The following is an 8,538-nucleotide window of genomic DNA, read 5'->3' as shown; positions in this document are numbered from 1 at the left end:
GTGAACGGCCCGACGTGAGCTTGTTGAGCTCGGTGGCGATGTCCCCGGCGCCGACGATGCCGATGGTGAAAGGCATCGTGGCATCCACGAAGGCATTCGGCGGCCACTCCACATAGCCGGCGAACTTGTACAGATAGGCGGCCTTGATCTGGGCTTCCAGCGCACGGCTGTCGTTGTCGGCGGCGCCGCTTTGCGCGGCGGCGAAGAAGAGAAGACCTGCGATCGCCATGCRCCGCAGCACTGGCACATTGCCGCGCCATTGCAGGAGGCACCCGAGAAATAGGCTCAGGCGCGGCATCAGAATCTCGCCGTGGCGGTGATCTGGGCGGTGCGCCCGACCATGATCGGGTCGGCCCCGGTAGCGCCGCCCTGCGCGAACTCGCGGTGATTTGCATGCAGGAGATTGCGCGCCGAGACGGCGAAGGCCAGCCTGTCGGAGTACCGCCAGCCGACACGCGCATCGGCCTCGTTGTAGCCGGGCACGGTGGTGAAGCGCAGCTTGGCGACCCGCCGTAGCGTGACATCGATATCCACGCCCGCCGCCAGCGACCAAGAGGACTGCAGCCGAACCTGGTAGCGGGGATCGTTTCCGGGCGCGATGGCGGCCACGTTGGCGCCGCTGAAGCGCTCGTGCATCGAGGTCAGTCCGGCATGAACAGCCCAGCTCCTGCTGACCTGGTAGCGGCCCCAGGCCTCGACGCCATAGACCTCCGCTTTGGATGCATTGATCAGTACGAAAGTGCGGTCGCTCAGGCGCCGGTAATTGCGCAGGCTCGAGTAGCGGCTGCCGAATACCGTGACCGAGTAGGACAGGTTCTCGCTGGGTTGAGCTCGCGCGCCAACCTCCAGCGTGTTGGCAATCTCCGAGCGGAAGTTGGGGCCGCCCGCCAGCTGGTAAGGTGGCTGCGCTGGCACGAAGAACTCGACATCGATGCGGGAGGGCGTGCGCACTGCACGGGACGCTGCGCTCCACAGCAGCAGTTGGGGCGACAGTTTCCAGCCCAGCCGCGCACTTGGCATCCATTCCGTGCCCGTGTAACTGTTGTGCTCGGCCTTGGTGCCCAGCGTCAGCGTCGCGGTCGGCGAAAGCTGGCGCTCATGCTGGACGAAGGCATTCGTCCAGTGCAGGCGCCGGGATGCGGGCAGAAAGGCCAGGCTGCCGTAGTTGCCGACTTCGTCCTCGGCCATGCGGTGGCCGCCGCCAAAGATCCACTGGCTGCCCTCGCTGGCAGCCAGCAGGTACTGCAGGTCGACATCGACGACCTGCAGGTTCTCGTTGTAGGAGCCAGGGACATCGCGCCAGGAGCGGTCGACGTAGGTCTGCAGATTCAGCGTGGCGCCGTCGTCCATCGGTCGTACCCAACGCGCCAGCAGGTTGCCACCATGGTGGCGCTGGTCGGCGGCATTGGGCTGGCTGATCGACTCCTTGTAGGCATCGCCCTGCAGCGTCAGCGCGCCGCCGCCGGCGTCGATACCCGCCCGAAAACCCAGCTGGAGCTTCTCGAAGCCATCGTCGGCATCGACGCCGCTGGCTCGCTCGCTGTCCTGGCGGCGGTTGTACTTGGCATAGGCGCGCACGGCGCCGCCGCCATCGAAGCGCCAGCCATGGCGCAGCGACAGGCCCTGGCTGAGATTGCCGGCCGCCGCCGACGCGAGCGTTCCCAGACTGCCCTCGGCGGGCGTCGTGATGACATTGATGACGCCGTTGACGGCATTGGCGCCCCACAGCGTGCCGCCCGGGCCGCTGACGACCTCGATGCGCTCCACGTCACCCAAAGGCACGTCCTGGGATTCCCAGAACACGCCGGAATACAGCGGCGTGTAGACGCTGCGGCCATCGATCAGCACCAGCAGCTTGTTCGCCGTGGCCGAATTGAAGCCGCGCGCGCTGATGGCGTACTGGCTGGCATTGATGCGTGCAACCTGCAGGTTGGGAGCCAGGCGCAGGGCTTCGGCCAGCGTATTGACGCCGGCGCGCTGGATGGCCTCCTTGGTGATGACGTAGATCGAGGCCGGCGCGTCGGCCAGGCGCTGCTCCCGTTTTGACACCGAGGTGATCTCGATGTCGCCCAGCTGCTCCAGTGACAGGTCTGCCAGGTTCGTGGTGCCAGCTGCCCCGGCGCCCTGGGTCACCATCAGAAGCGAAAAAAGCAGGCCCAGGCCATGAGCGCAGCGCGGCGCGCGCGGCCACCGTTCAACTCTCCCACCTGTCTCCTGTCTCGGCCGGCTGCGCAGCGTCTCAGACATGGCCGCCTCGTTCATTTGATTTGTAGGTCAGCTCATTCTGTGAGTCATGTGCTACAGAGGCAACGCAAACACAATGGCCGCGCCGTCGTTATGGTTTTTCGGCCGTTGGTAGGGGAGTCTGAAGTTGGGCCCCGATGGCTGTCGCGCCGCAAGTTTGTCAGTTGATATGGTAAGTTAGCTTTAGCATCGGTCGGACGACTTCAGGCCGCTCTGTGGCGGATGGCGTCATCGATCGCAGACAGCAGATCACCCTGGTCAAAAGGTTTGGCAACCCGGCGGAACCAGAGGATCGGCTCGCCGTCACCCTCGGGCATGGTGTCGGCCCCCGCGCTGATGGCGATCACCGGAATCCTGGCGGTACGCGGATCCTGCGACAGCAGTTGAAAGGCCTGGCGCCCGGTGAGTTCCGGCATCCGGTTGTCCATCAGGATGACGGCGGGCGCGTGGGCAAGGGCCAGCGCCACGCCCTCGCGCCCGTTGCTTGCCGTGATGAGGCGCAGGTCCGGCCGATGCAACAGCTGCGCGCGCACGAGTTCGTGGCTGGGCAGGTCGTCTTCGACCAGCAGCACGGTGAGCTGCGGCTGGATGTCGCTCACGCCGCCACGGCGCTCCTGCGGGCCGACGCCGATCTCCGGCTTCCGCGACACGGCTTCACCGCCAGCCAGCTCGAACCAGAAGCAGCTGCCCGTTCCGGGCGTGCTGTCCACGCCGATTCGGCCGCCCATCAATTCGACCAGGTGCCGCGTCACGACCAAGCCGAGGCCCGTGCCTTCCACGGCGCCCGTGCCTTCGCCGGAACGCCCCAGCCGATTGAAGGCCTCAAAGAGCTGGGTCACCTCTTGCGGGCTCAGTCCTGCGCCACCGTCCTGGACTTCGATGCGCACGCGCTCGGCGCCGGAAGGTCGCACCCGCAGTTCAAGCGCACCGCCCGGCCGGTTGTACTTGATGGCGTTGGACAGCAGGTTCAGCAGCACCTGCTTGAGTCGCGTTCGGTCCGCCACCACGGCCAGCGCGTCTGGCGGCGCCTCGAAATTCGTTTGCAGGCCGCGGGCCTGGGCTTGCGGCATGACCATGGCTTCGCACTCGGCCAGCAACTGGCGCAGCGGCAGTACCTGCATGTCGAGCTTCAGCTTGCCGGCTTCGATCTGCGACAAGTTGAGCAGTTCACCGATCAGCGTCAGCAGGTGCTCGCCGGCCTTCTGGATATGGGCGTTGAAGGCCGCTTGCCTTTCCGCGGGCAAGCCGTGGCCGGGGGTGGCGAGCATCTGCGAGAAGCCGATGATGGCGTTCAGCGGCGTCCGCAGTTCATGGCTCATGCGGCTCAGGAACTCGCTCTTGGCCTGGTTGGCATGCTCGGCGGCGCGGGTGGCAGCGACGAGCTCGCGGTTGGATGCTTCCAGCTGTTCGGTCCGCAGGGCCACCCGGTGCTCGAGCTGCTCGTTGAGGTCGCGCATGGTGGCTTCCACCGCCTTCTGGACCGTCACATCCTGCAGGGTGCTGAACCATCGCAGGCCGCCGACCTCGGCCACCTCCTCGAGGGGCTCGATCACCTGGGCCACCTGCACGACTTCGCCATCGGCGCGCACCAGGCGGTACTCCACTTCGACTTTGGCCCGCGTGCGCGCCGCTTCGAGGCTCGCACTGCGGTAGCTGGCCCGATCGTCGGCATGCACCAGCTGGTTCATCCAGTCACGTGTCGTGCGCGGCATGTCCTGCGGCGCGCAGCCGACGAGCTGGGGCAGGGTGTCGGACCAGCGCTCGAAGGAGCCGTCCGGGCGGGTCACCACATGGCTGAGTTTGGCCACCCCCTGGGCGCGCCGCAAACCGGCCTCGCGCTCTCGCAGTGCCGCTTCCGCCTGCATGCGCAGGGTCACGTCAAGCGGTGCGACGAAGCGGGCAGGCCGGCCTTCATAGAGCAACTCATGAGAGGTGATTTCGACGTAGATCAGCCGCCCGTCCTTGAGCCGATGCCGCCAGACGCCGCTGTTGAACACCTCGGCGGGCGTGAGGCGTACTGACGTCTCCACGGCGCCCACGTCTTCCGGTGGGCGGATGTCGCGGATGGACATCGAAAGGAATTCCTCGCGCGCGTAGCCGTATTTCTGGCAGGCCACCTCGTTGACGTCGAGAAAGCGCAGCGTCTGCAGGTCATAGACCCACATGGGCAAGGGGTTGCAGGCGAAGAGCTGTTGATACCGGCGTATGTCTGAGCCGCGTCTTCCCGCCAACTCACGCGCCAGCAAGCGCTTCCTGCGCAAGGTTTTTCTGCTTTGGTGAGCCACTTTCCTGGATCTCGTGACCATTCGTCCGCTCCTGCAAGCGTGGCCATAGTTCCCAGCGCGACAGTGCGCTGTCCCGACTCTATGCGCATCCGCGCACGCTCGGCCATCACCGCGGGACGAACGGCCAAGCAAACCGGTCAACGGGCCATGGCACGACGCCGCATCCATAGGCAAAGTTGACGCTCCTGTTCACGAAAGGGACCCTGTGAAGATTCGCTGGAAGCGCATGCGCGCAACGGTCATCGGCATTGCGACGCTCGGCATGATGCTCGGCACCACGCACGCCCAGGACAAGGAGGTCGGCACCGCGCCATCCGTCGCAGCGGCCACCGACTTGCCGCCATGGCTGCGCCGTGGATTGCCTGGCCCGGGCCACGCCATGCTTGCGCCGCTGGCGGGTATTTGGCGCGTGCAGATGGGTGTCTATGCCACGCTGGGCCGAAGCGCCGACGCACCGCCGATCACCTCCGACGACTTCGTCACGCGCCGCGAATGGGTGGCCGGCGGCCGCTACCTTGAGGACACAACCGAAGGCACGTTGGAAAAGTCACGCTATTGGCGCCGCGGCTGGCTGGGCTACGACAACATGGCTGCGCGCTACGAATGGGTCACCATTGACGAGGCGAACGCCGGGATGATGCGTTATGTCAGCCGCACGGGGTCGGGGCCGCAAACAAGCATTGACCTGTTCGGCACGTTCGTGGATCAAGGCGTCGCGGGCGAAGCTTTCGTTGGCAAGACGGTCCCGATGCGCACGGCGATACGCATCGAAGGGCAGGACCGTCACGTCATCGAGCTCTACTTCACGCCACCGGGCCGCAAGGAGGCGCTGGCTACCCGCGCGATCTACACGCGAACCGCACCGTGAGCCGGCAGCCCGACGCGCGCGCCGCACTGGTCGTGCTGGCGGTGGGAGCCTTCGTCTTCGGCACCGCAGAGTTTGTCATCGTCGGCGTGCTGGACCTGGTTGCGCGCGACCTGGGCACGTCGATCAACAGCGCCGGCTATATGGTGATGGCCTATGCGCTGGGCATCGCGATCGGCGGCCCCGTTGCAACGACGCTGACCACGCGCCTGGAGCGGCGCTCCGTGCTCGCGCTGTCGTTGGCGGTGTTCGTCACATTCAACCTCATCGTGATCGTCTCGCATGAGCTCGGTCTGCTTCTGGTCGCGCGCTTCGTGCCCGGCGCCATGCACGGGCTTTTCGTTGGTGCCGCCTCCGTGGTTGCGGCTGGGCTCGTGCGTCCTGAGCAGCGCGGCCAAGCCATGGCGATGGTCTTCGGCGGCGTGGCCGTTGCCACCGTACTGGGCGTACCGCTGGGGACGTGGGTGGCGCAGGCGACGGGCTGGCGCACGGCCTTCGCGGCTATCGTCGCGTTGGGTGCCGCGGCCTGTGTCGCAACGCTGTGTTTCGTGCCGCGCTCGAATGTTCGCCTTGCTGACCCGTTCGGGGTGCAGGTGCGCGCCGCCTTCGCGCCGCGCGTGCTGGCGTTGCTGGGCGTGGCCGCGCTGCTGATGGGCGGGCAGTTCAGCGCTTTCACCTTCATCGCGCCGTACCTGAAGCAGGTCAGTGGCGCAGCGGACGCGACGATCAGCGTTTATCTGCTCGCTTACGGCGTTGCCAGCGCCGTCGGCATGTTTKCCGGCGGGCGTCTTGCGGACCGCGATGCTGGCCTCACGCTGGTGGCGGCGAACGTGGTGCTGGTGGCCGTGCTCGGTCTGTTCTACCTCTTCGGTTCGAGCCCGATGGTGGCGTTGATCGCGCTTGCTGCCTGGGGCCTGGCGGGTTTCGGCATGGTTCCGGCGATCCAGTTGCGCGTGGTGGCGCTGGCGGGCCCTGGTGCCGACCTCGCCGCAGCCCTCAGCGCCTCCGCAGTCAATGCCGGCATTGCAGCAGGATCACTGGCCGGCGGCGTGGCGTTGGCGCGTTTGGGCGTCGAGGCGCCGATGCAGATGGCGCTGCTGCTGTGTGCGCTCGCGCTGCCCGCGACCTGGTCGACCCGRCGCCTTGCCGTACCGAAAGACCCCGTCTTACGCTCACCCGGACAGCCCGCGCACACTCGGCCGCCATGAACACCCACCGGGATAATCCAGGGCCCCCCGACCTCGACCTGCTGAACCCCGTTCTGCAGGACCTGCGGCTGGTGCGTGCGTCGTACTGCCGTACCGACATGACGGCGCCGTGGGGCCTGCAGATTCCGCGTCAGGATGGCGTGTGCTTCCATTTCGTGGTTGAGGGTGGATRCTGGCTGAGGCTGCCGTTGCAAGAACCCTTCTGGATTGGTCCGGGCGACGTGGCCTTGCTGCCGCGTGGCACCGGCCATGCGATCACCGACGCGCCCACGACGCCCGCCCGGCCGCTGGAAGAGTTCGACCAGGATTCGACCGGTCCCACCACGCACAACATGCGTGCCGGCGGTGGTGGCGCGCGTTCACTGATCGTCTGTTGCGCGCTCGAATTCGACGAACCCGCCGTGCATCCGCTGACCCAGTTGATGGACGAGGTGCTGGTGCTGCGGCGTACTGAGGCGAGTGACCCTGTACTGCCTACGTTGTTGTCCTTGATGGCCGCCGAGGTGGCGGCGCAGCGCGTCGGCGCCGCAACGATGATGACGCGGCTCGCCGATGCCGTGGTCACGGCCATGGTGCGTGGCTGGGCCGAGACCCACGCGGGAGACCTGAAGGGTTGGCTGGCCGGTGCGCGCGACGCACCGATTGGCCGCGCGCTGGCGGCGATCCATCACCAACCGGGTCATCTCTGGTCGGTCGTGGCGTTGGCGAAGATCGCCGGCTTGTCGCGTTCGGCCTTCACCGAGCGCTTCACTGCCGCTGTCGGCCTGTCTCCGGCACGCTATATCGCGCACTGGCGTATGCACGTGGCCGGCGCGTGGCTCCGTCATGGCCGCCTGACCGTCGCGGACATYGCACAGCGCCTGGGCTATGAGTCTGAAGCTTCTTTCAGCCGCGCATTCAAGCGCCTCTTCGGCGTACCACCGGGAAGGCTGCGCTGGCGGGCCGGCTGACGCCGCCGCCCGGCGCGGCAATTCACTTTGTTGCATTGCTAAACACAGGAGACACGATGCCCATCATCAACGTCAAAGTCAGCGCGACGCCGTCGCCGGAAATGAGCGCCCGCATCGCCAGCCTCCTGCTCGAGAAGACGAGCCGCATCCTCAAGAAGAAGCCCGAGCTCACCGCCATTGCCATCGAATACGTCGACCCTCACCATTGGATCGTCGGAGGCACTTCGCTGGCGGCGCAGCAAAAGAGCAGCTTCTATTTCGACATCAAGGTTGTCGACGAGACCAACACAAAGGCTGAGAAGGCGCTTTACGTGTCCGAGGTATTCGAGGCCTTTTCGCAATTGCTCGGCAAACTGCATCCGGAAAGCTATGTCTACGTGCAGGATGTCCGGCCAACAGCCTACGGGTACGGAGGTCTAACGCAGGAGTACCGGTTCCAGCACGGGGCGTGATCGCTCCGGAATACACGAGATGGTGGCAGGCAGGTGCGTGGTGCCGCTCGGTGAGTTCTATCACCTCCAGAAATATGTCTGCAACGCCCCGTCGGACGTGTCGCATGGCGTCCCAGTCATTGTTGGTCGCAAGCAGCGCCCGCGCCGCACGGCCTGCGCGCCGGCGCCCGGCACGCTTTTGTCCGGCACGCGATGTCCTGCGTCTCAAGCCTGGCCTTCGGCCTGCAGAGCCGCCTGGACCGCAGGGCGCTGGCGCATTCGCGCCTGGTGGGCCGCCAGGTTCTCCAGGCCCGCGATGTCCACGCCGACGCGGCCGGCCCAGCCGGTGATCACGAACAGGTAGGCGTCGGCCACGGTGAAGGTCTCGCCCATCAGGTAGGACTTGCCGGCCAGTTGCTGGTTCACCCAGCCAAAGCGATCGAGCAGTTTCTTCTTGAAGATCGGCCTGGCCTCTTCGGGCAGGGCCGGATTGAACAGCGGCGAGAAGCCTTTGTGCAGTTCGCTGCCGACGAAGGCCAGCCATTCCTGCACGCG

The 8,538-nt window shown here is 66.3% G+C and carries 8 protein-coding genes; 4 read left to right on the top strand and 4 right to left on the bottom strand.

Annotation, left to right across the window (positions count from 1 at the left end; genetic code table 11):
- The 3 genes from ACXJKR_RS17465 to ACXJKR_RS17455 all read right to left on the bottom strand — a co-directional run.
- On the bottom strand, positions 1 to 298 hold a 298-nt coding region (locus ACXJKR_RS17465; protein ID WP_457323896.1), incomplete at its 3' end, for a YfiR family protein.
- Entirely contained in the window at positions 298 to 2,136 is a 1,839-nt protein-coding gene (locus tag ACXJKR_RS17460) for a TonB-dependent receptor plug domain-containing protein (protein ID WP_457323895.1), read from the bottom strand. The genes ACXJKR_RS17465 and ACXJKR_RS17460, both read right to left, overlap by 1 nt.
- 311 nt (positions 2,137 to 2,447) lie before the next feature.
- Positions 2,448 to 4,550 (bottom strand): ATP-binding protein, encoded by a 2,103-nt coding sequence (locus ACXJKR_RS17455; RefSeq protein WP_457323894.1) that lies wholly within the window; start codon positions 4,548 to 4,550, stop codon positions 2,448 to 2,450.
- Positions 4,551 to 4,755: 205 nt separating this feature from the next.
- On the opposite strand from ACXJKR_RS17455, the gene ACXJKR_RS17450 reads away from it, so the two are divergent.
- Genes ACXJKR_RS17450 through ACXJKR_RS17435 form a run of 4 tightly spaced genes read left to right on the top strand, consistent with a single transcriptional unit; the run spans position 4,756 to position 8,004 of the window.
- Complete coding sequence (locus ACXJKR_RS17450; RefSeq protein ID WP_157281171.1) at positions 4,756 to 5,397, top strand: DUF1579 family protein; 642 nt, start codon at positions 4,756 to 4,758, stop codon at positions 5,395 to 5,397.
- Positions 5,394 to 6,602, top strand: coding sequence for an MFS transporter (locus ACXJKR_RS17445; protein WP_457323893.1), 1,209 nt, complete (start codon positions 5,394 to 5,396; stop codon positions 6,600 to 6,602). The genes ACXJKR_RS17450 and ACXJKR_RS17445 overlap by 4 nt, the downstream gene beginning before the upstream one ends.
- The gene (locus tag ACXJKR_RS17440) at positions 6,599 to 7,552 is read left to right on the top strand and encodes an AraC family transcriptional regulator (protein WP_457323892.1); all 954 of its coding nucleotides are present in this window, start codon (positions 6,599 to 6,601) and stop codon (positions 7,550 to 7,552) included. Before ACXJKR_RS17445 ends, ACXJKR_RS17440 begins: the two co-directional genes overlap by 4 nt.
- A 56-nt stretch (positions 7,553 to 7,608) precedes the next feature.
- Positions 7,609 to 8,004 carry a tautomerase family protein gene (locus tag ACXJKR_RS17435; protein ID WP_056193224.1) on the top strand — a complete coding sequence of 132 codons (396 nt, stop codon included), beginning with the start codon at positions 7,609 to 7,611 and terminating at the stop codon, positions 8,002 to 8,004.
- A 204-nt stretch (positions 8,005 to 8,208) separates the two neighbouring features.
- On the opposite strand, the gene ACXJKR_RS17430 is transcribed toward ACXJKR_RS17435, so the two are convergent.
- A partial coding sequence (locus ACXJKR_RS17430) for a glutathione binding-like protein (protein ID WP_457323891.1) occupies positions 8,209 to 8,538 on the bottom strand: 330 nt, incomplete at its 5' end.

It is taken from the genome of Roseateles sp. P5_E11, assembly GCF_054049355.1.
The sequence above is the reverse complement of the archived record's forward strand: the minus strand, read 5'-3'. Positions and strand labels throughout refer to the sequence as shown.